This window comes from Kitasatospora sp. NPDC058444, from assembly GCF_042721415.1.
Classification (GTDB): domain Bacteria; phylum Actinomycetota; class Actinomycetes; order Streptomycetales; family Streptomycetaceae; genus Kitasatospora.
In genome coordinates this window covers 130,838-153,335 of the sequence record NZ_JBHXLL010000005.1, presented here as the reverse complement: position 1 = coordinate 153,335, position 22,498 = coordinate 130,838, and the positions used below count along the sequence as shown (strand labels likewise).

General features: G+C 75.1%; 19 protein-coding genes. 13 read left to right on the top strand and 6 right to left on the bottom strand.

Going from position 1 to position 22,498, the window contains the following annotated elements:
- Positions 1-631: 631 nt before the first annotated feature.
- The 4 genes from ftsH to ACFWP2_RS08180 all read left to right on the top strand — a co-directional run bounded on the left by ftsH (position 632) and on the right by ACFWP2_RS08180 (position 5,400).
- Positions 632-2,584: an ATP-dependent zinc metalloprotease FtsH gene (gene ftsH / locus ACFWP2_RS08195; RefSeq protein WP_380449444.1), complete on the top strand. Its 1,953-nt coding sequence runs from the start codon at positions 632-634 to the stop codon at positions 2,582-2,584.
- 65 nt (positions 2,585-2,649) lie between these two features.
- A complete protein-coding gene (nadE, locus tag ACFWP2_RS08190) occupies positions 2,650-3,489 on the top strand; it encodes an ammonia-dependent NAD(+) synthetase (protein ID WP_380449443.1) in 840 nt (279 codons plus the stop codon).
- Positions 3,486-4,466, top strand: a complete 981-nt coding sequence (locus ACFWP2_RS08185; RefSeq protein WP_380449442.1) for an ADP-ribosylglycohydrolase family protein — start codon at positions 3,486-3,488, stop codon at positions 4,464-4,466. Before nadE ends, ACFWP2_RS08185 begins: the two co-directional genes overlap by 4 nt.
- 166 nt (positions 4,467-4,632) lie before the next feature.
- A complete protein-coding gene (locus tag ACFWP2_RS08180) occupies positions 4,633-5,400 on the top strand; it encodes an SDR family NAD(P)-dependent oxidoreductase (protein WP_380449441.1) in 768 nt (255 codons plus the stop codon).
- 34 nt (positions 5,401-5,434) lie between these two features.
- Here ACFWP2_RS08180 and ACFWP2_RS08175 read toward each other — a convergent pair whose 3' ends face one another.
- Positions 5,435-6,127, bottom strand: a complete 693-nt coding sequence (locus tag ACFWP2_RS08175) for a hypothetical protein (RefSeq protein ID WP_380449600.1) — start codon at positions 6,125-6,127, stop codon at positions 5,435-5,437.
- 436 nt (positions 6,128-6,563) lie between these two features.
- Positions 6,564-7,001 carry a DUF5997 family protein gene (locus tag ACFWP2_RS08170; RefSeq protein WP_380449440.1) on the bottom strand — a complete coding sequence of 146 codons (438 nt, stop codon included), beginning with the start codon at positions 6,999-7,001 and terminating at the stop codon, positions 6,564-6,566.
- Positions 7,002-7,059: 58 nt separating this feature from the next.
- On the opposite strand from ACFWP2_RS08170, the gene ACFWP2_RS08165 reads away from it, so the two are divergent.
- Both ACFWP2_RS08165 and ACFWP2_RS08160 read left to right on the top strand, forming a co-directional pair.
- Positions 7,060-7,884 carry a LysR family substrate-binding domain-containing protein gene (locus ACFWP2_RS08165; protein ID WP_380449439.1) on the top strand — a complete coding sequence of 275 codons (825 nt, stop codon included), beginning with the start codon at positions 7,060-7,062 and terminating at the stop codon, positions 7,882-7,884.
- A gap of 54 nt (positions 7,885-7,938) precedes the next feature.
- Positions 7,939-8,520: a DUF421 domain-containing protein gene (locus tag ACFWP2_RS08160; RefSeq protein ID WP_380449438.1), complete on the top strand. Its 582-nt coding sequence runs from the start codon at positions 7,939-7,941 to the stop codon at positions 8,518-8,520.
- A 97-nt stretch (positions 8,521-8,617) separates the two neighbouring features.
- Here the strand turns inward: ACFWP2_RS08160 and ACFWP2_RS08155 are convergent, their stop codons facing one another.
- Entirely contained in the window at positions 8,618-9,343 is a 726-nt protein-coding gene (locus ACFWP2_RS08155; RefSeq protein ID WP_380449437.1) for a rhomboid-like protein, read from the bottom strand.
- Positions 9,344-9,481: 138 nt separating this feature from the next.
- The gene (locus ACFWP2_RS08150; RefSeq protein ID WP_380449436.1) at positions 9,482-10,831 is read right to left on the bottom strand and encodes a cytochrome P450; all 1,350 of its coding nucleotides are present in this window, start codon (positions 10,829-10,831) and stop codon (positions 9,482-9,484) included.
- A gap of 355 nt (positions 10,832-11,186) precedes the next feature.
- Here ACFWP2_RS08150 and ACFWP2_RS08145 point away from each other — a divergent pair, with 355 nt between their 5' ends.
- Positions 11,187-12,590, top strand: coding sequence for an amidase (locus tag ACFWP2_RS08145; protein WP_380449435.1), 1,404 nt, complete (start codon positions 11,187-11,189; stop codon positions 12,588-12,590).
- 27 nt (positions 12,591-12,617) lie between these two features.
- Here the strand turns inward: ACFWP2_RS08145 and ACFWP2_RS08140 are convergent, their stop codons facing one another.
- Entirely contained in the window at positions 12,618-14,558 is a 1,941-nt protein-coding gene (locus tag ACFWP2_RS08140; protein WP_380449434.1) for an FUSC family protein, read from the bottom strand.
- Between the two features lie 434 nt (positions 14,559-14,992).
- On the opposite strand from ACFWP2_RS08140, the gene ACFWP2_RS08135 reads away from it, so the two are divergent.
- The 6 genes from ACFWP2_RS08135 (at position 14,993) to ACFWP2_RS08110 (ending at position 21,716) form a co-directional block, all read left to right on the top strand.
- Positions 14,993-16,102 (top strand): phytanoyl-CoA dioxygenase family protein, encoded by a 1,110-nt coding sequence (locus tag ACFWP2_RS08135; RefSeq protein WP_380449433.1) that lies wholly within the window; start codon positions 14,993-14,995, stop codon positions 16,100-16,102.
- On the top strand, positions 16,084-17,397 hold the full coding sequence (locus tag ACFWP2_RS08130; protein ID WP_380449432.1) for a DUF6271 family protein: 1,314 nt from the start codon (positions 16,084-16,086) through the stop codon (positions 17,395-17,397). Before ACFWP2_RS08135 ends, ACFWP2_RS08130 begins: the two co-directional genes overlap by 19 nt.
- 147 nt (positions 17,398-17,544) lie before the next feature.
- Positions 17,545-18,759: a type III PLP-dependent enzyme gene (locus ACFWP2_RS08125; protein ID WP_380449599.1), complete on the top strand. Its 1,215-nt coding sequence runs from the start codon at positions 17,545-17,547 to the stop codon at positions 18,757-18,759.
- Positions 18,756-19,385, top strand: a complete 630-nt coding sequence (locus ACFWP2_RS08120; protein WP_380449431.1) for a GNAT family N-acetyltransferase — start codon at positions 18,756-18,758, stop codon at positions 19,383-19,385. The genes ACFWP2_RS08125 and ACFWP2_RS08120 overlap by 4 nt, the downstream gene beginning before the upstream one ends.
- Positions 19,385-20,605 carry an MFS transporter gene (locus ACFWP2_RS08115; protein ID WP_380449598.1) on the top strand — a complete coding sequence of 407 codons (1,221 nt, stop codon included), beginning with the start codon at positions 19,385-19,387 and terminating at the stop codon, positions 20,603-20,605. The genes ACFWP2_RS08120 and ACFWP2_RS08115 overlap by 1 nt, the downstream gene beginning before the upstream one ends.
- A 370-nt stretch (positions 20,606-20,975) precedes the next feature.
- On the top strand, positions 20,976-21,716 hold the full coding sequence (locus ACFWP2_RS08110; RefSeq protein ID WP_380449430.1) for a PIG-L deacetylase family protein: 741 nt from the start codon (positions 20,976-20,978) through the stop codon (positions 21,714-21,716).
- Between the two features lie 93 nt (positions 21,717-21,809).
- Here ACFWP2_RS08110 and ACFWP2_RS08105 read toward each other — a convergent pair whose 3' ends face one another.
- Positions 21,810-22,466: a DedA family protein gene (locus tag ACFWP2_RS08105; protein WP_380449429.1), complete on the bottom strand. Its 657-nt coding sequence runs from the start codon at positions 22,464-22,466 to the stop codon at positions 21,810-21,812.
- Positions 22,467-22,498 lie beyond the last annotated feature (32 nt).

The following is a 22,498-nucleotide window of genomic DNA, read 5'->3' as shown; positions in this document are numbered from 1 at the left end:
CCGTGCTCCGGAGGGCCTTGAGCACATCGAAAGAGCCGCTGGAGGAGCCGCTGAAGGGACGGCCGAAAGCAGGGCCGAGAACGGGGCCGGACGCACACGCGCCGCCGGGGCGGTGGACGCGCCCGGGGGCTTCCGCAGGCGCTCGCGATCACCCCGCGCCCAGGCGCCGGGCCGACGTTCGGCGAGCGCGTTCCGGCGTCGCGGGCCGGGGTGCCGACCGGGTCGTTCTCGCCCGAGTGGACCGCTGCCACCCGCTTCGGGCTCCCGTCCGGGCCCGGACCGTCCGACCATGGAGGGGCGGAGGCTGTTCGGCCCCCCCGAGAGGCGGTGAGCGTGGATGATCGTACGAATCCGGCTGCGCGCTGCCCGTCACCCCGTGACTCCGCCTGGTCCCGGTTCCGGCCCCGCCCCTGGCTCCGGCCCGGACCCTGGTTCCGGCCCGGACCCCGGCTCGGGCGCCGACCCGCGCCCGAAGCAGAGCTGGGGCCAACCCCGGGACCAGGGCCAGGGCCCCGGCCCTGGCCGGAACCAGGGACCAGGCCAAGGCCCCGGGCAGGGCCGGAACCAGGGCCCGGGCGGCCCGGCCAAGCCCCCACCGCCCTCGTGGCGCCGCTGGCTGCTGCCCGTCGCCGTGCTGGTCACGCTGCTCCTGCTGGTGCTCTTCTCCTCCAATCCCGGCAAGCCCGGCACCCGCTACGGCTACTCCGACTTCGTGAGCCGGGTCGACGCCGGACAGGTGCAGACCGTGGACGTCAGCGACACCGGCGGGGTGAGCGGCACGCTCAAGGACGGCACCCACTTCACCAGCCAGATCCCCACCGCCCTGGACACCTCCCAGCTCAGCAGCGCGCTCTCCGAGCACGACGTGACCGTGACCGGCAGCCGGGCCAGCAGCGGCGGCTCGATCTGGTCGACCCTGCTGCTGTTCCTGCCGCTGCTGATCTTCGGCGCGCTCTTCCTCTGGTCCGGCCGGATGGCCGCCCGCTCGCTGGGCGGCGGCCTGAGCGCCATCGGCCGGTCCCGGGCCAAGATCATCGAGGCCGAGCGGCCGGACACCGGGTTCGCCGACGTGGCCGGGTACGAAGGGGTGAAACAGGAGGTCAGCGAGGTGGTCGACTTCCTGCGCAGCCCGGAGCGGTACGCCGCCGCCGGGGCCAAGGGGCCACGCGGGGTGATCATGGTCGGGCCGCCCGGCACCGGCAAGACCCTGCTCGCCCGGGCGGTCGCCGGCGAGGCCTCGGTGCCCTTCCTCTCGGTGACCGGCTCCGGCTTCGTCGAGATGTTCGTCGGCGTCGGAGCCTCCCGGGTCCGCGACCTCTTCGAGGACGCCCGCAAACGCGCGCCGTCGATCATCTTCATCGACGAGATCGACGCCGTCGGCGGCCGCCGCGCGGGCGGCACCAGGCTCGGCGGGAACGACGAGCGCGAGCAGACCCTGAACCAGCTGCTCGCCGAGATGGACGGCTTCGACCAGAGCACCGGCATCGTCGTCATCGCCGCCACCAACCGCCCCGACGCCCTCGACCCGGCCCTGCTGCGCCCCGGCCGCTTCGACCGGCAGGTCACCGTCCCGCTGCCCAACCAGGCCGAGCGGGCCGCCATCCTCGCCGTGCACGCCCGCGGCAAGACCCTGGCCCCGGACGTCGACCTCGGACGGCTCGCCCGAGGCACCCCCGGCTTCTCCGGCGCCGACCTCGCCAACCTCGTCAACGAGGCCGCCATCAACGCCGTGCGCGCCGACCGGGCCACCCTCACCGCCGACGACCTCGACGCCGCCCGCGACCGGGTGCTGCTCGGCCGCCGGGAGTCCTCCAACGCGCTGCTGCCCGAGGAGCGGTACGCCGTCGCGGTGCACGAGTCCGGCCACGCGCTGATGGCCGCGCTGTGCGAGCGCGCCGACCCGGTCGCCAAGGTGACCATCCTCCCGGCCGGCGTCGCCCTCGGCGCCACCGAGCAGCTGCCCGAGGCCGAGCGGCACCTGTACAGCGAGGGCTACCTGACCGACCTGCTCACCGTTCAGCTCGGCGGCCGCGCGGCGGAGCTGGTGGTCTTCGGCGAAGGCTCCACGGGAGCCGCCAACGACCTCGCCAACGCCACCTCGGTCGCCACCCGGATGGTCCGCGAGTTCGGCCTCTCCCCGGAACTCGGACCGGTCGGCTACTCCAGCGGAACCCCGCACTACCTCGGCGACAACCCCGAGGACCTGCTGCGCCGCCCGTACTCCGAGCGGACCCAGCGCGCCGTGGACGAGGCGGTGGCAGGCCTGCTGCGCCGGGCCGAGCGGCGCGCCCTGGACCTGCTCACCGAGCACCGGCACCACCTGGACGAGCTGGCGGCGCTGCTGGTCGCCAAGGAGACGGTGGACGGCGCGGTGGTGCTCGACATCCTGGCGCACCCGGCGCCGGGCCCGGAGCAGCCGCTCTCGCTGCGGAAGCCGGACGGGCCGGCGGACGTGGGTAGGCCGGCGGAGGTGGAGGGGCCGACGGAGGCCGAGGGGCCGGCGGAGGTGGAGCGGCCGGCGGAGGCAGAGGGGCCCGGCACGGCAGAGGGCCCCGCGGAACCGGGGGAGACCCCCCGCCCGTGACGGCCGCGTCGCCGGTGGTCGTATCCTCGTGACCGCGTCACCCACCACCGTCCCGAGGAGTCGGAATGACCGAGCCCCTGCCCGCCGACGTCCAGCGGGAGATCGCCCGTGCCCTCGGGGTCGTGCCCGTGCCGGACCCCGCGAAGGAGGCCGAGCGCCGGGTGGAGTTCCTGGCCGAGCAGGTCCGGGCCACCGGCGCGCGCAGCCTGGTGCTGGGCATCAGCGGCGGCGTCGACTCCACCACCGCCGGACGGCTCTGCCAGCTCGCCGTCGAGCGGCTGCGGGCCGAGGGCCGCCAGGTGACCTTCACCGCGATGCGGCTGCCGTACGGCGTCCAGGCGGACGAGGCGGACGCCCAGCTCGCGCTCGGCTTCATCCGCGCCGACGAGGTGCTGACCGTCGACGTCAAGCCCGCCACCGACGGCGCGCTCGCCGCCCTGAAGGCCGCCGGTCTGACCTACACCGACCACGGCCACGAGGACTTCCTCGGCGGCAACGTCAAGGCCCGCCAGCGGATGGTGGTCCAGTACGCGGCGGCGGGTGCCAAGGGCGGGCTGGTGGTCGGCACCGACCACGCCGCCGAGGCCGCCGTCGGCTTCTTCACCAAGTTCGGCGACGGCGCGGCCGACGTGATGCCGCTGTCCGGCCTGACCAAGCGCCAGGTGCGGGCGATCGCCGAGGCGCTGGGCGCGCCGGCCGAGCTGGTCAAGAAGGTCCCGACCGCGGACCTGGAGAACCTCGCCCCCGGCCGCCCCGACGAGGACGCCCTCGGCGTCAGCTACGACGCCCTGGACGACTTCCTGGAGGGCCGACCGGTCAGCGACGAGGTCTTCCGCACCGTCCTCGGCCACTACCGCCGCACCGAGCACAAGCGCAACCTGCCGGTCGTCCCGCCGGTGGCATGACCGGCCCGGCCGAGCGCGCCGCGGGCGCCGTCCTCGGAGCCGCCGTGGGCGACGCCCTGGGCGCTCCGTACGAGTTCGGCCCGGCGGGTGCCTTCTCCGCCCGCTTCCCGGACACCCCCGGTGACCTGGTCGCGGGCGGAGGCTGGGGCCTGGGCGAGGCCACCGACGACACGCAGATGGCCGTCCTGGTGGCCGAGTCCCTGATCGAGCGGGGCGGCCTGGACCTCCCGGACGTCTTCGACCGGTTCCGTCGCTGGGCCGCCGCCGAGCCCAGCGACATCGGCATCCAGACCGAGGCCGTCCTCACCAGCGGCCTGCCCTGGGACCTCGCCGCCGGAGTCCACTTCAACACCACGCTGCGTGCCGCCGGCAACGGCGCCCTGATGCGCGCCTCGACCTCCGCCGTCGCCTTCGCCCGTGCCGGGCGGCAGGCCACCATGGACGCCGCCCGGCGCATCGCGGCGCTGACCCACGGCGACCGGGCCGCCTGGGAGGGTACGGCGATCTTCCACGAGCTCGTCCGGCTCGCGCTCCACGGCGCCGACCCGCTGGCCGAACTCCCCGCCGTCCTGGCCCACGTCGACCCCGGCCACCGCGAGCGCTACGCCACCGTCCTCGCCCCCGACTGGCACCCGGGGCGCGCCACCGAGGCCAACGGCGCGGTCTGGCCCTGCCTCGGCTCGGCCGTGTGGGCGCTGCGCACCACCGACGGCTTCGAGCAGGCACTGCGCGCCGCGATCGACCTCGGCGGGGACACCGACACCGTGGCCGCCGTCACCGGTGGCCTGGCCGGGGCCCGGTACGGCCTGGCGGCGATCCCGGAGCGCTGGACCGAACCACTGCACGTGAGCCTGCCCGGCTTCGACGACCGGGTGCTGCGCGCGGCCGAACTGCTCGACCTCGCAAGGAGGTTGACGGCCTGGGAGGCCGGTGGCGCGGATCCGGGCAACCGGGGTGCCCGTCAGTACGACCAGTGACGCGGTGCCCAGGGGCCCCGGCGCCGTCCCGCTCGGGCGGCCTGGCCACGGTGCCGGGGTGCGCGGCGGCGGCCAAGGGGTGGGAGTGCCACCATGGGCGTGCGCGGCCCGATCGGGGGGCGGCGCGACCGGCGTGCGGCCGGTGGACGAGCGTGGGGGCGGAGTGATGACGGTGGATCGGCTCGCGGTGGTGTCCGGGGGCGGTACGGGGATCGGCCGGGCGATCGCCGCGCGGCTGGCCGGGGACGGGCACCGGGTGGTGATCCTGGGCCGCAGGCCGGCCGTGCTGGAGCAGGCCCGGGAGGAGATCGAGCGGGCCGCCGGCCCGGGGCGGGTGGTGCCGGTCGCGGCCGATCTGACCGACCCGGCGGCGGTCGAGGCGGCGGCGGCCCGGATCGCCGGACTCGGGCCGGTGGACGTGCTGGTGAACAACGCGGGTGCGATCGTCACCCCGCCGGCCGACGGCACGCTGGCCGCGCTGGCCGCTTCCTGGCGGCGCGACCTGGACGGCAACCTCCTCACCGCCGTGCTGCTGACCACCGCGCTCCAGGGCGGGCTGCGCCGTCCCGGCGGCCGGCTGGTGGTGGTCAGTTCGGCGGCGGCCCAGCGCGGTGGCGCGGGCCCGCACTCGGCGGGGTCGTACGCCGCCGCCAAGGCGGCCCTGCACGGCTGGGCGTTCGGCCTGGCACGGCAGTTGGGGCCGGACGGGATCACGGTCAACGTGCTCGCGCCCGGCTACATCGAGGACACCGAGATCTTCGGGGCCGGCTGGAGCGAGGAGTTCCACGCGCGGAAGGTCGCGGACACCCTGGTCGGGCGGGCGGGCACCCCGGCCGACGTGGCCGAGGCGGTCGCCTACCTCGCCTCGCCGGCCGCCGGGTACCTGACCGGCCAGGTGATCGGGCTCAACGGCGGTGCGGTGCTGGGGCGTTGAGCCGTGCAGCCGCCGAGTCGGGCGGACCGGTCGGTCAGTCCCCGTCGGCGTCGGGCTCGGGGGCCGGGGAGGAGCCGGTGCGCAGGGCGAGCTTGGCCTCGGCGGTCGACCAGTCGGTGGCGATCGCCTGCTGGGCGGCGGTCAGGGTGACCTGGCCCTTGCAGATCGCGGTGTGCAGGTGGGTCTCCACCGAGTCCTTGGGGTTGTTCGGGCCCTTGCCGGGGACGTGGCCGGGGGAGGGCGGCTGGACCCACAGGTTGCGCGGGTCGTTGGGGTCGCCGCCGAGCTGGAGGCTGATCAGGTGGTCGTACTCGGCATCGCCCATCGGGCCGGTGTAGCCGTAGGACTTGGCGTTCTCGGCCTTCTCCTTGCCGGTGATGTTCGACGGCGGGCGGATGGTTGAGGTGTAGCCGCCCTGCTTGCAGATGGTGTCCTTGAGGTTGTCCTGGCTCACCGCCGGGCTGATCGCGCCCGGGGTGCAGGCGGGGTCGGGCAGCGGCTGCTTGTCCGCGGTGTAGCGGTAGTGGCAGCTGCCCGGCGCGGGCTGCGGCTGGACGTCGTAACTGCCCTTCGGGCCGGGGCCGGTGACGATCGCGGTGGCCGCGGGCGGCGCGCCCGCCGCGGCAGGGGCGGAGCCGGACTTGGCGTCCTTGGCGCCCTTGGCGGTGTGGTCGCCGCCGGGTGAGCAGCCCGCGGCCGCGGCGGCGAGCAGGACGGCCGCGGCCATGGCCAGGGCGCGGCGGGCGGGAGCCGACACGGGTTCCTCCATCGGGGTGAGCGCGGGCGGCGACCGCCGGGCATGCCGGGGCCGCGCCAGCGGACACTACCGTGCCTGCGGGGCCGATGGGGTGACGCCATGTGGGGCGCGGGAAGCCTTTGCCGGGCGCGCGGAACCGTTTCCGCGGGTGGAGGGGATCAGAGGCCGCCGCCGGTGGCTGGTGGCTGGTGGCTGGTTCCGGTTCCGTCGCTGCCGTGAAGGGAGTGTGGTCGGGCGGGGTTCCGGTCGGTCCCGGTCGCGTCCCGGTCACTCACCCGCCGGGCCCGCGCACGACTGTGCCGACGCCCGTCGGGACGGACGTCGGCACAGTCGTGCGCGGGAGCGACGAGCACGGGCCCGGCGAGCCGCGCCGGAGCGCCGCCCTGCCGGGCCGGGGAGGCGGGTGTCAGCGGGCCTGGGCGGCCTTCGCCTCCTTGGCGGCCTGGGCTGCCTGGGCGGCGGCCTCCTTCTCGTGCTTCTCCTTGATCCGGACGGCCTCCTTGCGGACGTCCACCTGGTTGGCGCGCTCGTGCTGGAGCCAGAGCGGGTTCTCGGCCTTGATCGCCTCGATCTGCTCGGTGGTGAGCGCCTCGGTGACGCCACCGCGGGCCAGGCCGGAGATCGAGATGCCGAGCTTGGCGGCGACCACCGGGCGCGGGTGCGGGCCGTTCTTGCGCAGGTCCTGGAGCCACTGCGGCGGCTCGGCCTGCAGCGCGTTCAGCTCCTCGCGGGAGACCACGCCCTCCTGGAAGTCGGACGGCGCGGCGTCGAGGTAGATCCCCAGCTTCTTGGCCGCCGTGGCCGGCTTCATGGTCTGGCTGGTCTTCTGCTTGAGCGATGTCATGGTGACAAGGGTAAGGGAGCGCGCGGGCGCTTCCGGTCACGGTCGGTAGCCTTGCCCTGTGACAGACATGCAGGTGAACCCGTCCTTCCGGCTCGTGTACGTCCCGGGCGTGACCCCCGGCAAATGGGTCCGGGTCTGGGCCGAGCGGCTCCCGGACGTACCGCTGGACCTCCTCGCGGTCGAGCCCGGCGACGGCGAGCGGACCCTCCGCGAGGGCGGCGCGGACGCCGGGCTGGTCCGGCTGCCGGTCGACAAGGACGTGCTGAGCGCGATCCCGCTCTACACCGAGACCACCGTCGTGGTCTTCCCCAAGGACCACTGGCTCGCCGCCGCCGAGGAGGTTCCGCTGGCGGACCTGACCGAGGAGGTGGTCTTCCACCCGCTCGACGACACCCTCGGCTTCACCGCCGACACCCTGCCCGGGCGCCCCGCCATCGCCCGCCCGGACAGCACGGCGGACGCGATCGAGCTGGTCGCGGCGAACGTCGGCGTGCTCCTGGTGCCGCAGTCGCTGGCCCGGCTGCACCACCGCCGGGACCTCACCTACCGGCCGGTGGTGGAGGCGCCGCAGTCCCAGGTGGCGCTGGCCTGGCCGCAGGAGCGGACGACGGACCTGGTGGAGGAGTTCATCGGGATCGTCCGCGGCCGTACGGTCAACAGCTCGCGCGGCCGCGGGGCCGGGCAGGCGGCCCCCGAGGCGCAGCCGAAGAAGGCGGCGGCGGGCCGGGGCAGGCCGCAGCAGAAGGCCGGCGGGCAGAAGAGCGGTGCGCAGAAGTCCGGCGGGCAGCGGACCGGCGGGCAGAAGGCGGGCGGAGCCAAGGCCGGGGGCGCCAAGGCCGCCGGGCGGGGCGCGGCGGCCCGGCGCGGCAGGCCGAAGCGGTGACCGTGGCGTAGCGTCTGCCCCGTTCCCTGCTGTCGAGGCGGAAGGAGCGGGGCAGTGTGGCACGACCTGGTGGCCGTCCAGATGCCGATCGTGGAGAAGGTCCTCCGCACGATCGCCGTGTACGTGCTGATCCTGCTGCTGTTCCGGCTCGCCGGGAAGCGCGGGCTGGCGGGGCTGAACAGCTTCGACATGGTCGTGGTCTTCCTGCTCTCCAACGTGGTGCAGAACGCCATCATCGGCACGGACGACAGCCTGCTCGGCGGCGTCATCGGGGCGGTCACCCTGGTCGCGGTGAACGCCCTCGTCACCCGCTGGCTCGCCCGCGACCCGAGGGCCGCCCGCATCCTGGAGGGCACCGCCACGACCGTGGTGGAGGACGGCAAGCTGGTGCCCGGCGCGCTGCGCGACCTGGCGCTGCGCCCGTCCGAGCTGGAGCACGCCATCCGGATCCAGAACGGCGACGACCTCGGCGAGGTCGCCCGTGCCCGACTGGAGCCGGACGGACAGCTGCTGGTCGCCCTCAAGGCGGACGAGCAGAACGCCACCCGCGGCGACGTCGAGGACCTGCGGCGCCGGCTGGCGGAGATCGAGCGGCTGCTCACCGCCATCGCGGCCGACCGCCGCCCGCCCCACTGACGACGCGCCCGGGCCCGGGCGGCCGGGGCCGGACGACGTGGACGGTGGCGGACGGACGTCCGGGTGGGCGATCGCGGGTATGCGTCCAGGTGGACGATCAGCGGCGGACGTCCGCCGGGGCGCGGGCCTCGGCGCGGCGGCGGCGCGCGGTGGTGAGGGCCACGGCGGCGGCCAGGGCGAAACCGAGGGCGGCGGCGAGCAGGTGGCCGACGGTGGTGAAGTCCGGGAGGGGGCCGGGCCAGTCGCCGCCGGAGAGCGGCCAGGCGACGATGAAGGCGGCCCAGGGCAGCCGGGCCCGGCGGGGCACGGCGAGAACGGCGAGGGCGAGGACGGTCTGGGCGCCGTAGCTGATGCCGTAGTCCGAGGCCTGGCGCACGCTCTCCGGGTACCAGCCGTGGCGCAGGGCGAGCAGGATCACCGCGGCGGTGATCAGGGTGGCGCCGATGTGCCCGCCGAGGAAGACGGCGGCGGCGCGCAGACCGCCGAAGCGGCGTTCGGCCCAGGAGAGGCAGCAGCAGACGCCGAGGCCCAGGGTGATCAGGGTGCTGCCGAAGCCGGTGGTGAGGACCTCGGTGAGGGTGCCGTCGAAGAGCAGCGCGCTGCCGAACAGGGCGGTGACCGGGTGGTCGTGCAGGTTGTCGAGGTTGGTGCTGATGTGGTCGCGCAGCGCGTCCGCGCGGTCGGCGCTGAGCAGGTCCTCGACCCAGACGTGCCCGAGCAGGAGCAGGACGACGTAGCCGAAGGTCAGCGGGGAGCGGCGCGGGTACGTCCGGACGGTGCGGAGCAGTCCGGGCAGGAGCCCCCGTGGGGTTGGTGCGTTCATGGTCTGGTGGTGTCCCGGTCGAGTGGCCTGGTTCCGGCCGGCGCCCGTGCGGCCGGCCACGCCGGGACAGTACCGAAGCCGGGGCGGGTTCCGGCCGACGGACCCGGCGGTGAGCGGAGGGAAGGTGCCGCGGTCCGGTCAGCGGGCCCGGCGGGCGAGCGTCGCCGTGAAGGGCCGCGGTGCGAGGGAGGCGCCGCGGGTGGGGCGGACCGGTCGGCCGGGGGTGGGGGCGACGGTCCAGCGGGCGGCGATGGTGGCGATGGCGAGGACGGCCTCGGTGGTGCCGAAGGCGTCGCCGATGCAGCGGCGGGCGCCGAGGCCGAAGGGCGCGTAGGTGCCCGGGGCGGGGCGGGCGGTGGTGAGCCAGCGGTCCGGGTCGAAGCGGTCAGGGCGCGGGAAGAGGTCGGCCCGGCGGTGCAGCAGGTAGGGGCTGTACAGCAGGGTGGCGCCGGCCGGGACGCGGTGGCCGCCGAGCTCGGTGTCGGCGGTGGCGGTGCGGCTGAGGATCCACGGCGGCGGGTAGAGCCGCAGGGTCTCGCTGACGATCCGGGCGGTGAGCGGCAGCGCGGGCAGGTCCTCGTGGCGGGCGGGCCGGCCGTCCAGGACGGCGTCGAGCTCGGCGTGCAGCCGCGTCCGGACGGCCGGGTTGGCGGCGAGCAGCGTCCAGGCCCAGGAGAGCGTGGCGGCGGTGGTCTCCATGCCGGCCAGCAGGAAGGTGACCACCTGCTCGTGGACCTCGGCGTCGGACAGGCCCCGGCCGTCCTCGTCCGTCGCGGCGAGCAGGGTGGAGAGCAGGTCGTGCCGGTCGGTGCCGGCGGCGCGGTAGTCGACGATCAGCCGCCGGGTGATCGCCCGCAGGTCCTGCTGGGCGCGGCGGAAGCGGCGGTTGCCGGGGGTGGGGAGGCGGTCGGCGCCGGGCAGCGGCAGCATCACCCGCCGGCCGACGCCGCGGGTGACGACGTCCATGCTCCGGTGCACCGGCAGCGCGCCGGCCCGTTCGTGTGCGGCGAACAGGCAGCGGGCGGTGACGGCGGTGGTGAGGCGGTACATCGCGGCGGGGACGTCGACCACCTCGCCGTCGCGCCAGCGGGCGGTGACGCCGGCGATCTCCTCGGCCATCAGCGCCGCGTAGCCGGGCAGCCGGTCGCGGTGGAACGCGGGCTGAAGCATCCGGCGCTGGCGCCGGTGGGCGGCGGCGGGGCAGGTGGCGAGGCCGTTGCCGAAGACCTCCCGGGCCTTGTCGAGCAGGGGCCCGCCCTTGTCGAAGGTGCGGTCGTCGGCGAGCATCCGGCGGACCAGCTCGGGGTGGCAGACCACGTACGCGTGGAGCGGGCCGAGGCGCAGCCGGACGAGGTCGCCGTGGGCGGGCAGGCCGGCGACGAACTCGTGCGGGCGGTGGAGGAAGGCGGGGGCGTGGCCGAGCAGCGGGAGACCGCCGGGGGCGGTGGCCGCGGTGAACCGGGTGGGCGGGAAGAAGGGGGTCGGCACGGGCGTCACCTTGGTTGGGGCGGGAGGACCGGGTCGGTCGGGGCGGGAGGGCCGGGTCGGTCGGGCCTGGAGGACCGGGACGAATCGCGAACGTGATCTTTCCCGGCGGCGTGCGGCGAAACGATCGCGGACCGGCGGACGGGGTGAACGCGGGGGCGCGGGCCGAACGGTCATGCGCCCTGGAAGATTTGATGGAGCGTTTACCCCCCGGAGGTGACCCCGGTCGGGTCGCGGCCGCCGGTCGTGCCTACACTCGGAGCCCCGGCGAGATTACCCGCCGGTAGAGCCGGGCAGGTACGACCAGCCGTTGTGATCGCCGGACGGCGGAACGTCCGGCAGGGAGTGGGGAGTTCGGATGACCGACGAGCGGGTCCACGCGTTCGCCGACGACGCCCTGGGCGCCCATGACGCGGTGGCGCTCGCCGCGCTGGTCCGGGCCGGCGCGGTCAACCCGCGGGAACTGGTCGGCGCGGCCGTCGACCGGGCCGCGCGGGTGGACGGCGCGCTGCTGCCCGTCGCCCATGCTTCGTACGACAAGCCGCGGATCAGCCGGGAGGGGATCGGCGGTCCGCTGTGGGGCGTGCCGACCTACCTCAAGGACAACGTGGACCTGCGCGGCCTGCCGACCGCGATGGGCAGCGAGGCCTTCCGCGCCCGCCCGGCCCGCCGCAACGCGCGCTTCACCGACCAGTTCCTCTCCACCGGCCTGGCCGTCCTCGGCAAGACCCGACTGCCCGAGTTCGGCCTCAACGCCTCCACCGAGTTCGCCGACGCCCAGCCGGTGCGCAACCCGTGGAAGCCCTCGCACTCGCCCGGCGCCTCCTCGGGCGGCGCGGCGGCCCTGGTGGCCTCCGGCGTGGTGCCGATCGCGCACGCCAACGACGGCGGCGGCTCGATCCGCATCCCGGCGGCCTGCTGCGGGCTGGTCGGGCTCAAGCCCACCCGGGGCCGGCTGGTCACCAACGCCCAGAGCGGCAAACTGCCGATCGACCTGGTCACCGACGGCGTGCTGACCCGCTCGGTGCGCGACACCGCCGCCTTCTTCGCCGCCGCCGAGCGCCACCGCGCCAACCCCGCCCTGCCCCCGCTGGGCCTGGTCGAGGGGCCGGGCGAGCGGCGGCTGCGCATCGGCCTGGTGGTGGACTCGCCGATCGCCAAGACCGACGGGCCGACCCGGCAGGTGGTCGAGGAGACCGCCGCCCGGCTGGAGGCGATGGGCCACCTGGTCGAGCCGACCGAGCTGCCCTTCGGCGAGGAGTTCTCCCGCGACTTCGTCAGCTACTGGGGCTACATCGCCTGGGCCATCGCGGCCACCGGCCGGCTGCTGATCGACCCGAGCTTCCGGGCCGGGAAGCTGGACGGCCTGACCACCGGGCTGCGCCGCCGCTTCCAGTCGGAGTTCCCGCAGACCCCCGGCGTGCTGCGGCGGCTGCGCCGGGCCGAGGGGGTGTACGCGCGGATCTTCCGCGGCCACGACGTGATCCTCTCCCCGGTGCTGGCCCACACCGCCCCGCCGATCGGGCACCTGAGCCCGAACGTGGACTTCGACGAGCTGATGGACCGGCTGATGCGCTACGTCGCCTTCACCCCGGTCAACAACGTGACCGGCGGCCCGGGCATCGCGCTGCCGGCGGGCTCGGAGCCCGGCGGACTGCCGGTCGGGGTGCACCTGTCGGCGGCGCACGGGCAGGAGCGGCTGCTGCTGGAGCTGGCCTTCGCGCTGGAGGCGGACCGGCCCTGGCGGCGGATCCAGGACTGAACCCGCCAGGTCCGGGCCCGGCCGTGCTCAGGGTGCCGGCGCCAGCACCGAGCGGGCGGCGTGCACCTCGTGGTGCAGCCGGGCGAGCGCGCAGTGCGGCGACAGCGCGTCCGGCTCCGTCGCCGGCAGCGGCTCGCCGCCGCGCAGCGCCTCGGCCAGGCCGGTCAGCTCCCGGGTGACGGCGGCGACCTCGGCGGGGGTCGGCACCGGAGCGCCGTGCTCGATCCGCACCCGGGTGGCGGTGGTGGTGTCCACGATCCGCTCGACCGCGATCACCACCGGCCACCACGCCTCCGCCCGGGTGCCGACCGGCGGCGGCTCGGTGAGCGCCCGCTGGAACTCGCTGCGCACGGTGGACAGGTCCCGGTAGAGCCGGCGCCGGTAGCGGGCGCGGGCCGGTGCGTCCCGTCCGGGCGCGGTGGCGAGGGCCAGCGACACGTACGAGGCGGTGTCCTGGACGGCGTCGGCGAGCCGGTCGCCGATCCGGGTGTGCCAGGACTCCGGCCACAGCAGGTAGCCGGCCAGCAGCGAGATGGCGCAGCCGATCAGCGAGTCGTAGAGCCGGGGTAGCACGAGGTGGAAGCCCTGGTGGTTGAGCAGGTCGGAGAGCAGCAGGATGACCGGGGTGATGGCCGCGGTCTGGAAGGCGTACCCCTTGGCGGACAGGGCCGGGATCAGCGCCGCCAGTGCCGCCATCACCGGGACGTCCCACCAGCCGTGCGGCACCTCGGCCAGGACCGGGATGGCGATCAGCAGCCCGGCCGCGGTGCCGAGGGCGCGCAGCACCGCGCGGGAGAACACCGAGCCGAAGTCGGGCTTCATCACGAAGGTCACGGTCAGCGTCACCCAGTACGAGCGGGGCACCGCGATCACCGAGACCAGCACCTGCGCCAGTCCGACGCACAGCGCGAGGCGCAGCCCGTACCGCCAGGACGCGCCGGACAGCAGCAGCGCCCTGGCCGCCCGCCGGGCCCGGACCTCGATCGCGGCCGGGCGGCCCAGCCGGTCGTCGGTGGCGTACGGGTCGGGCTCGGCCTCGTGCACGACGGCGGCGGCGTGCCCGATCGCCTCGACCAGCGCGCGGGTGGACGGGCCGGCGGGGGCCGGCAGGCCGAGCGGCGGGGCCGGGCCGGTGCGGCCCGTCTCGACGGCGTCGGCCAGCGCGTGCACGGCGGCCGGGTACTCGGCGGGCAGCGGGCCGAACTCGGGCGGGCGCAGCTGGGCCGCCGGGGCCGCCTCGACCACCGGGATCACCGCGTTGAGCTGGGCGAGCAGCCGCACCAGGGTGGGTGAGCGGCCGTGCCGGCGGGCCCGGCGGGCGAGCAGCAGGTCGTAGGAGTGGTCGAGCGACCGGGTGAGCTCGCGGCGGCGGCCGTCGTACTCCGGTGTGCCGGCGGCCTCCAGCAGGTCGGCGGCCGCGCGGTAGGTGCCGGCCACCACCGCCCGTTCGGGGACGCCCACCCGCAGCGGCCAGGCGAGCAGGGTCAGGGCGAGCACCAGCAGGCCGCCGAGCAGCAGCAGGGCGGGCGGCAGCCACCAGGGGGAGGGCAGGGGCAGGCCGGCTCCGACGACCGCGTTGAGCAGCAGGAGCAGCCCGGAGACGGAGGCGACCGCGCCGATCGAGGAGATCATGCCGGAGACCAGCGCGACGAGGGTGACCGCGGCGACGGCCGTCCAGCCGGAGCCGAACACCAGGGTGCCGCACAGCAGCCCGAGCGCGCCGAACAGCTGGGGAACGGCGATGTTGTACACCCGCATCCGGTACGCGTCGGCGGTGTCCCCGATGACACCGGACAGCGCGCCCATCGACACCAGCGCGCCGTAGGCGGGCCGCCCGGTGGCGGTGCCCACCGCGAGCGGGGCGGAGAGGGCGACGGACGCGCGGGCGACCGCGGCCCAGGGGACGGGCGCGGCCCGGGGCCGCAGGCCCTCGGTCAGCCACGGGGGAGCCGTCAGCGCGCGTGCCATAGGGCCAACGTACGGCGGGCCCGGAGGGTTCACCGCCTCTCGCTCTTATGTCAATTCCGGAAACATACCCGCGCTTATGTCAGTCTCCGAAACATAAAGCGAACCCCGAGAGGCGTCGTGAGCTGCGTGGATTTCCCAATCGGTAACCCACGGGAAAGGGTTGACACCATTAGTTGGTCTAGTCCAACGTATGGGGAGTGCGGTCCGGCAAAGACTGATGCGGGGTGAGAGGCCTTGCCGGGCGGGCCAATTGGCCTCCTGACGTGGCGCTGTCCCGCGCCCGCGGCCCGAAACGAGAAGGGCCGTGTGCGGACGGCCCCTCCGGCCCGCGCTCGAATTCCTGCTGTGGCCGGTGACCGGCCGTCGACTCGCCGTGCCCGCACCGAGCGGGCGGGGAAGCACTGCGTCGACTACGAACCGTGGAGTGACTGCCCATGCCGAGCCCCGCCGAACAGCCCGACGGACCCGCGGGGGAATACCTGTACCGGGCCGCGTCGGAGCGTCCCTACTTCAGCGCCGACACCGAGAGCTACCTCGCCCCGACGGCACTGCGCGAGATCCGCAAGAAGCACCCGCTGCGGGTGCTCTCCGAGGAGGACCACGCGTTCTGGCGGACCTACGGCTACGTGGTGGTGAAGCAGGCGATCCCGGCCGAGGCCGCGCGCCGACTGCTCGACTTCGCCTGGGAGTTCCAGGGGATGTCGCCGGACCGCCCCGAGGACTGGTACCGCGAGCGCGAGTACCGCGACGAACTCGACCGGCACCTGCACATCTACGGCTTCGTCGAGGCCTACCACCACCAGCTCATCTGGGACAGCCGCCAGTCGCAGCGCGTCTACGACGCCTTCGTGGACGTGTGGGACTGCGAGGAGCTCTGGGTCACCCTCGACCGGCTCAACCTCAACCCGCCGAACGTCCGCAACCGCGACCGCGCGCTGATCGAGCCCACCGACCGCGGCTTCGACATCGACCTGCACTGGGACGTGGACACCACTCGGGGCATCCTGCCGCAGCGCGTCCAGGGCATCATCGCGCTCGCCGACACCGCCCCCGACCACGGGGGATTCCAGTGCGACCCGGAGCTGTTCCGCCGCTTCAACGCGTGGCAGGCCGCCCAGCCGGCCGACCGCGACCCGATCCGCCCGGACGTCGACCGCGCCGAGTTCCCCGTCGTACGGCCCGAGTTGAAGGCCGGTGACCTGCTGATCTGGAACGGCCTGCTCGCCCACGGCGTCGCGCCCAACACCTCCGCGAACGGCGTGCGCGCGGTGCAGTACCTGTCGATGATGCCCGCGCTGGAGGAGTCCGAGAAGCTGCGCCGCTCCCGGGTGGAGTCCTGGCGCACGCTCGCCACCCCGGACTGGAACCGCACCCTGGTCGGCGACGCCGTCCGGCCCGAGGCGCAGCGCTACGGTGCCGCCGAACTCACCGAGCTGGGGGAGAAGTTGCTCGGGCTGCGGTCGTGGACCGGCAAGCCGTTCGAGCGGGACGGGCACGACCGGACGGATGCCACGGGGGAGCGGGAATGCGCGACGTCTGCCTGACCCTGCCCACCAACCGCGCGTGCGCGGACACCGTCACCGCGGTCGGCGCCGAAGCCGCCCACGCCGCACGGCGGTTCGGCGTCCGGGTGCACCTGCTGGTGCTGGACTCCGCCGACCCCGCGGACCGCGCCCGGCACGCCCGGGCCCTCGCCGACCTGCCGGCCGTCGAGGGCGTGGTCGTCCACCACCTGGACGAGGACGCCCAACGCGCCTTCCTGCGCGAGGTGATCGACCGCTCCGGCGCCGCCGGCCCGGACCGGCTGCTCGGCCTCATGCTGCCCGACGCCGTCTCCTACGGCGCCTGCACCAACCGGGCGTTCCTGCTGGCCGCCGCCCTCGGCTGCGAGTCGGTGCACCGCCGCGACTCCGACAGCCGCTACCAACTGCTCGACGGCGAACCCGTGTTCCCGATCGAGCACGAGCTGGCCACGCTCGGGCTGAAGGCCGCCGACGCGGCCGCCACCGTCACCGCGAACAGCCTCGACCCGGCGCACGCGGACAAACCGGTCGCACTGGTCGGCGCCTCCTTCGTCGGTGAACTCTCCGTCGACGTCGGCGAGATCCGGGAAATCGACCCCGAGGCCTACCACGACGTGGTCGCGCTCTGGGCGCCCACCGGAGCGAGCGCGGAGGAGAAGCGCGAGCTCGTCGCCGAGTCCTTCACCGGCGGCGGCACCGAGCCGTTCACCGCCGACCGCGCGGTGCTCGACCTGCCCGACATCTGGCGCATCGACATGTGCAACATCGGCCTCCACCACGAGGTGTACGAACGGGTGCCGCTGCCGCCCGCCACCGACACCATCGGCAGCGACTACTTCCTGCACCACCTGGTGCGCGACGCGACCCTGCCGGGCGTCACCCACAACCGCCACATCGTCAACTACCACACCCCGGAACGGCGCACCGGCCCCGGCTTCACCGCCTACCAGCTGCGCTACGCCAAGTTCCTGCTCTCCATGCTCTACCTCTACCCGGTCTACTCCGAGATGGAGGCGGCCGGCGGCGCCCTGCTGGACGAACAGCACCACGTCCGCCCCGAGCCGATCGCCGACGCCGCCCGTCGCAGCGCCGCGACGGACCGCGCGGAGAACCACCGCAGGCTCGCCGAACTGGACCGCTGCTACCGGCGGCTCGGCGGGAAGTACGCCGAGTTCGCGGACCACCTGGCGCCCCTGCGGGCGCGCCTGCTCGACGAGGCGCAGGCGGACATCGAGGACTTCGCGGCGCTGATCGACGCGTGGGGCCCGCTGGTGCGGGCGAGCAAGGCCACCCCCGCCGTCCGGCCGCCGCGCTAGCCGGACGGGGAACCCCACGTGATACGTCAGACCACCAGCCATGCCGCCGGCCGTGCCGCGGGCCGCACCACCGGCCGCGCGGGCGGCCCCACGGCCGGCCACGGCGCCGGCCACCCGCCGGCCCACCGCGCCCCGGCCGTCTCCGTGGTGCACACCGAGGCGCCCCGCGACGACGAGCACGACCACGCCGCGCTGCGCGCCGCGCTCGCCGCCGCCACCGACGACCGGATCATCTACGACCTCGACGGCATCGGCCGCCAGTACGCCGCGCTCCGCGACGAACTGCCCGGCGTGGCCGTCCGGTTCGCGATGAAGGCCTGCCCGGTGGACGAGGTGCTGGACCACCTCGCCGCCCTCGGCTCGGGCTTCGACGCGGCCAGCCCGCAGGAGATCACCCAGGCGCTGCGCACCGGCGTGCCGCCCGAGCTGATCCACTACGGCAACACCGTCAAGTCCGACCGCAACATCGCCGAGGCCCACCGGCTGGGCGTGCGGGACTTCGCCACCGACAGCCTGGAGGACGTCGCGGCGATCGCCGAACACGCCCCCGGCGCACGGGTGTTCTGCCGGATCGCGACCACCGGCGAGGGCGCGCTGTGGGGCCTGAGCCACAAGTTCGGCTGCTCGCCCGAGGACGCGCTGCGGGTGCTCACCGAGGCCCGCGGCGCCGGGCTCGTGCCGTCCGGTCTGTCGGTGCACGTCGGCTCCCAGCAGATGACCGCCGAGGCCTGGGGCGCGGCGATCGACTCGCTGGCCGCCGTGCTGGAGGCGCTCAACTGGCGCGGCATCACCCCGACCCGGATCAACCTCGGCGGCGGCCTGCCCGCCCTCGGCGTCCTCGACCGCGGCGGGCGTCCGCTCGACCCGCCGCTGGACAAGATGTTCGCGGTGATCCGCGAGGGCATGGAGCGCCTTCGCGCCGTCAACGCCGGACCGCTGGAGTTCCTGCTGGAGCCCGGACGCCACCTGGTCGCCGACCACGGGGCGATCCGCGCGCACGTCTCCCGGCTCACCTCCCGCCACCGCCCCGACGGCACCCGGGAGGACTGGCTCTACCTCAGCTGCGGCAAGTTCAACGGCCTGTACGAGATGGACCAGCTCCAGTACCGGCTGGAGTTCCCCACCCACCCGGGCGGCCAGTTCGTCAACGCCGTGGTGGCCGGCCCGACCTGCGACAGCGACGACGCGTACGCGCAGGACGGCGGCCTGGTGCGCGTCCCGCGCGCGATCGGCTCCGGCGAGCCGGTCTGGATCCACTCCTGCGGCGCGTACGCCACCGCCTACGCCACCCAGGGGTTCAACGGCTTCGCGCCGCTGCCGTACAGCTGCATCGGCGGGAACCGCAACGGAGGAGACGCATGAACGAGCACCGCATCCGGCTGCTCCGGGAGGAGGACTGGGACGCCGTGGTCGCGCTGGAGGAGCGCGCCTACGCCGCCAGCGGCCTGTCCGAGGGCCGCGAGGCGCTCGAGTCCCGGCAGCGGGCCTCGCCGGACACCTGCTTCGTGCTGGAGCACCCGGGCGGCCTCGGCGGCTACCTGCTCGCCCTGCCGTACCCGCTGTTCCGCTGCCCGGACCTCAGCCGCAGCGAGGACGGGGCCGGAGCGGGCGAGCGGCCGACCAACATGCACGCCCACGACCTGGTGATCTCCGAGGAACTGCGCGGCCGGGGCCTGTCCCTGCGGCTGCTGCGGCACCTGGAGGAGACCGCCCGGACGGCCGGCTACCGGACCGCCTCACTGGTCGCCGTCCGCGGCTCGCACGTGCTGTGGACGCCGCTGGGCTACCGGGCCCGGCCCGAGATCGACCTGCCCGAGAGCTACGGCACCCGGGCGGTCTACATGGCGATGCCGCTGGACCCCGTCCCGGTCCGGCCGCTGCCGCACTCCACCGTCCCGGTCCGCGGGCGGTACCCCACCGACCCGCTCCCCGGGCCGTACTCCACCGAACCGGTCCGCGGGCCGCACTCCAGAGCCGAAGTGGGCTGATACCGATGTCCCCCGTTCGCGACGACTTCCGCCGGTCCCAAGTGGCCATCGGCGCACTGTTCTTCGTCCTCGGATTCCAGTACGCGACCTGGGTCTCCCGGGTGCCCGCGCTCAAGGCCCGGCTCGACCTGGGCGAGGCCCAGATCGGCCTGCTGCTGATGACCTGCGGCATCGGCGCGGCGGTGTCCTTCCCCCTGGTCGCGGTGCTGATGCGGCGGCTCGGCTCCCGCCTGCTCTCGGTACTGTCCGGGCTCGCCCTCGGCGTGATCCTGCTCGCGCTCTCGGTGGTGCCGAACTACCCGGTGACACTGCTGGTGCTGTTCTTCGACGGCGTCGCGGTCGGCTGCCTGAACGTCGCGATGAACGCCCAGGGCGCCGCACTGGAGGCCCGCTTCGAGCGGACCACGATGTCCCGGCTGCACGCCACCTTCAGCGCCGGCTCGCTGCTCGCCGCCCTGCTGGCCTCGGGCGTCACCTCCGTCACCGACACCCTGGCGGCGCACTTCGGGGTGGCCGCCGCGCTGCTCGCGGTGCTGGTCCTGACCGCCCGGCCGGGGCTGCTGGCGGACCGGCCGGCCGAAACCGCCGAACCGCGGCAGGAAGAGGGGAAGAAGAAGCGCCGCGGCTTCGTGCTGCCGACCGTCGCGACGCTCTGGATGGGCCTGGCGATGGTGTTCGGCACCGTCACCGAGGGCGCCATGAACGACTGGTCGGCGCTCTACCTCAAGGACTACGCGCAGGCCGGCGCCGGGCTCGCCCCGATGGGCATCGCGGTGGTCTCGGTGATGATGGTCTGCGCCCGGATCTTCGCCGACGGCTGGCGCACCCGCTTCGGCGACGGCCGGATCGTGCGCACCGGCAGCCTGCTGGCCGGCCTCGGACTCGCCCTGGCCCTGGCGGCCGGCGGCGTCGTCCCGACCCTGCTCGGCTTCGCCTGCGTCGGCCTCGGCGTGGCCGCGGTGACCCCGTGCGTCTACGTCGCCGCCGCCCGGCAGGGCGCCGACGCCCTCTCGCTGGTCGCCGCCATGGGCACCACCGGCCTGCTGGCCGGCCCCGCCGTGATCGGCTTCATCGCCGGCGCCACCAGCCTGCTCTGGGGCATGGCCGCCGTCGCCGCCTCGGCGGCCGTCGTCGCGCTCTGCGCCACCCGGATCAGCTGGCCCGGCCCCCGGACCGCGGCGGCCCCCGCCGACCCGCAACTCGCCGCCGACCCCGGCTGAGGCCGGCCCCGCGCCCCCGCCCGGGCCCTCGCGCACCCCCGTCGCGAGGGCCCGGGCGGTGACTCCTCCGCCACGGCGAAGTCCCCGGGGGTGGGCAGCCCGGACGGGGCGGCGGTCAGCCGGACGACGCGGGCAGTGGTGGGCAGGGCCATGGCAGCGCTCCTCGGGGAGAGGGGAGGGCGGCGGCCGGTGCCGCCGCGCGGTGCCCGGACGCTAACCCCTGACCCTTGCGTCAGGGGCAAGACGCCCGGGTGCGGCGGTGTCTGACGGGGCGTGCGGGAAGCGGGTCTTCTAGAGTCGCGCGTGGTACGAACGTGCGAGTCCGGCGCGTCCGTACGACCGTGAGCCGCAGCGAGAGGAAACGAGCAGGATGACCGAGCAGGCCCCCGAGCCCTTCGAGCCCGTCGACGAGGACTGGCAGACCGCGCTGGCGATCGTCGCCCACCCCGACGACATGGAGTACGGCGGGGCCGCGGCCGTCGCCCGCTGGACCTCGCAGGGCAAGAAGGTCGTCTACGCGATGGTCACCAGCGGCGAGGCGGGCATCGACGCGCTGGACCCGGCCGAGTGCGGCCCGCTGCGCGAGGCCGAGCAGGTCGCCTCGGCGCGCGTGGTCGGCGTCGACACCGTCGAGTTCCTCGGCTACCCGGACGGCGTGGTGGAGTACGGGCTGCCGCTGCGCCGGGACATCGCCCGGGTGGTGCGCAGACACCGGCCGGACATCGTGATCACCAGCAACTTCCGGGACACCTACGGCGGAGTGTTCCTCAACCAGGCCGACCACATCGCGGTCGGCCGGGCCACCCTGGACGGGGTCAGGGACGCCGGGAACCGCTGGGTGTTCCGCGACCTGCTGGCCGAGGGCCACGAGCCGTGGAACGGCGTGCGGCAGATCTGGGCGGCGGCCTCGCCGGAGGCGAAGCACGCGGTGGACACCACCGAGCACTTCGACCGGGGCGTCGCCTCGCTGGCGGAGCACAAGGCGTACCTGGCCGGGCTGGGCGGGGCGATGGCCGAGCCGCGGGAGTTCCTGGAGGGCATGGGCCGGGGCGCGGGCAGCCGGCTCGGGACGCGTTTCGCGGTGCCGTTCGAGGTGTTCCCGCTGCGCTGAGCGGCGGCCGGTGCTGACCTGCCGGCCGGCGTCGACCCGCGGCCGGCGGCCATCCGCGCCCGGCGTCGACCTGAAGCCGGCGCCGACCCGCGGCTACCCGGGCCCGGCGCCGGTGCCCCTACGGCGCCGGCGCCGGCGCCGCAGCACCTGCCGGAGCAGGAAGGCGGCGACCAGTACGCCCAGCCCGACCGCGAACCAGACCTGGTAGCGCAGCGCCGTGCGGTACACCGTGCCGATGTTGGCCCCGGCGAGGTACCCGAGCGTGCCCCAGACCGCCGTCCACAGCACCGCGCCCAGCAGGTTGAACGGCCAGAACCGGCGCCAGGGCATCTCCGTGGTCCCGGCGACGATCCCGTTGTACTGGCGCAGCCCGTCCACGAAGCGGGCGACCGTGACCACCTGGCCGCCGTGCCGCGCGAAGAAGCCGTCCGCGCGCTCCATCCGGGCCGGGGTGAGCAGCACGTAGCGCCCCCAGCGGTGGACGAAGGCCCGCCCGCCGGTGTGGCCGATCAGGTAGCCGAGGCTGTTGCCGAGCGCGGCGGCGCCGGTCGCGATCACCAGCACGGCGGCGAAGTCCAGGTGCCCGGTGCCGGCGTACACCGACGCCAGCACCAGGATGGTCTGCCCGGGCACCGGGATGCCGCAGTTGTCCAGCAGCACGAGCAGCGCCACCGCGAGGTACCCGTAGTGGTCCAGCAGTGGCGCGAGCCCGGCGAGTGCCCCGGGCAGGGGAGTCGTGGGAGCGGACACCGCTCCTCACCACCTCGCGCGGGGCGGGGCGG

Bases quoted from the DNA above. Each gene is read 5' to 3' on its own strand.
- ACFWP2_RS08155 (WP_380449437.1), bottom strand. From the start codon at position 9,343: ATGAACGCACCAACCCCACGGGGGCTCCTGCCCGGACTGCTCCGCACC.
- ACFWP2_RS08145 (WP_380449435.1), top strand. From the start codon at position 11,187: ATGACCGACGAGCGGGTCCACGCGTTCGCCGACGACGCCCTGGGCGCC.
- ACFWP2_RS08140 (WP_380449434.1), bottom strand. From the start codon at position 14,558: ATGGCACGCGCGCTGACGGCTCCCCCGTGGCTGACCGAGGGCCTGCGG.
- ACFWP2_RS08120 (WP_380449431.1), top strand. From the start codon at position 18,756: ATGAACGAGCACCGCATCCGGCTGCTCCGGGAGGAGGACTGGGACGCC.
- ACFWP2_RS08110 (WP_380449430.1), top strand. From the start codon at position 20,976: ATGACCGAGCAGGCCCCCGAGCCCTTCGAGCCCGTCGACGAGGACTGG.
- ACFWP2_RS08135 (WP_380449433.1), top strand. From the start codon at position 14,993: ATGCCGAGCCCCGCCGAACAGCCCGACGGACCCGCGGGGGAATACCTG.
- ACFWP2_RS08185 (WP_380449442.1), top strand. From the start codon at position 3,486: ATGACCGGCCCGGCCGAGCGCGCCGCGGGCGCCGTCCTCGGAGCCGCC.
- ACFWP2_RS08130 (WP_380449432.1), top strand. From the start codon at position 16,084: ATGCGCGACGTCTGCCTGACCCTGCCCACCAACCGCGCGTGCGCGGAC.
- ACFWP2_RS08170 (WP_380449440.1), bottom strand. From the start codon at position 7,001: ATGACATCGCTCAAGCAGAAGACCAGCCAGACCATGAAGCCGGCCACG.
- ACFWP2_RS08180 (WP_380449441.1), top strand. From the start codon at position 4,633: ATGACGGTGGATCGGCTCGCGGTGGTGTCCGGGGGCGGTACGGGGATC.
- ACFWP2_RS08175 (WP_380449600.1), bottom strand. From the start codon at position 6,127: ATGGCCGCGGCCGTCCTGCTCGCCGCCGCGGCCGCGGGCTGCTCACCC.
- nadE (WP_380449443.1), top strand. From the start codon at position 2,650: ATGACCGAGCCCCTGCCCGCCGACGTCCAGCGGGAGATCGCCCGTGCC.